1 protein-coding gene is annotated in these 1,101 nt (G+C 39.3%); it reads right to left on the bottom strand.

All coding sequences use genetic code 11. The annotated features are described in order from the left end of the window. Window positions 1-1,101: flagellin (locus CSUIS19072_RS08415; RefSeq protein ID WP_337212272.1), on the bottom strand; the 1,101-nt coding region annotated here is incomplete at both ends.

Genomic DNA, 1,101 nt, shown 5'->3' with positions numbered 1-1,101 from the left:
CCACTTTGAGCTAGGATATTGAATTTAGAGAAATTCGCACTCTCACTAGCAAAATCCACATCCCTTATTTGGCTTTCAGCTGATTTTACATTGACTTGGGTAACTGTGATATTGTTTATAGTAGCTACTAATTGATTTTGGACTGAGCCTAGGTCTGCTCTTAGTTTATCTAGCGTTTTTCTAGCGCTCTCAGCTACATCTACCATAGCTTGAGCCCCACCATAGGTATTTACGCCACCGGCTTGGTCGCCCCAGCCAAGACCAGCTGCGGAAGCTCCACCATCAAAAAATCCCATTGCTTTGGCTAAAGCCGCACTAATCGTGCCTGAATTCATATATTTTAAATTTACACTAGCTTGGTTATAAGCATCTGAAGCTAAACTTGCCAAACTAATAGTGTTTCCACCATTTGTAAAGCCAGACATTATAGATAATCCATTAATGCCAACTTTAATATCTCTAGCATCTTGGCGGATAAATGTCATAGTTCCTAAAAATACAGCACCGCCACCATCTGAACCAGTAGAAGCACCAGATATTGCGCCGCCAAGCACGGTATTTGCTTGAGTTGAAAGAGCCCCAATCCTAATGGCTCTACCATCTTTAGCGGCTAATACCAAATGACCATTTTGAACGCTAGCTTCTACTCCGGTTTCATCTTTTTTAGCGTTGATTGCTCCGATTAATACTCCATCGCTATCATTAGCTTTTACAGTTACATTACCGATTGTTACGCCATTAATCATTAAATTTTGCAAGGATCCGCCAGCAATAGCACCAGACATAATTTGCGTATTATTTACAGTTACTTTAATGCCAGTTTTATCGCTTACACCATTCATCATTTCAGCAATTGCTTTATAACCATCTTTTTGGATTACTGTTCCAGAGATAGCTTGAAATTCATAACCATTAGGATAGCCATCAACTCCGCTGAGTTTAACTGTATAAGTTTGTCCTGAAAGAGTAGAAAAAACTGAATACGCAGCGTTATTTAATGTCTCAAACCTCGTATGCCCTATAGTATTTGAATTTGTAGCACCTATGCTTACCTTAGCAGTCTCATTACTATAAGCACCTATTTGGAAGTTTTTGTTTGAG

It is taken from the genome of Campylobacter sp. RM19072 (assembly GCF_024723485.1).
In the GTDB taxonomy this organism is placed as follows: Bacteria; Campylobacterota; Campylobacteria; order Campylobacterales; family Campylobacteraceae; genus Campylobacter; species Campylobacter porcelli.
The sequence above is the reverse complement of the archived record's forward strand: the minus strand, read 5'-3'. Positions and strand labels throughout refer to the sequence as shown.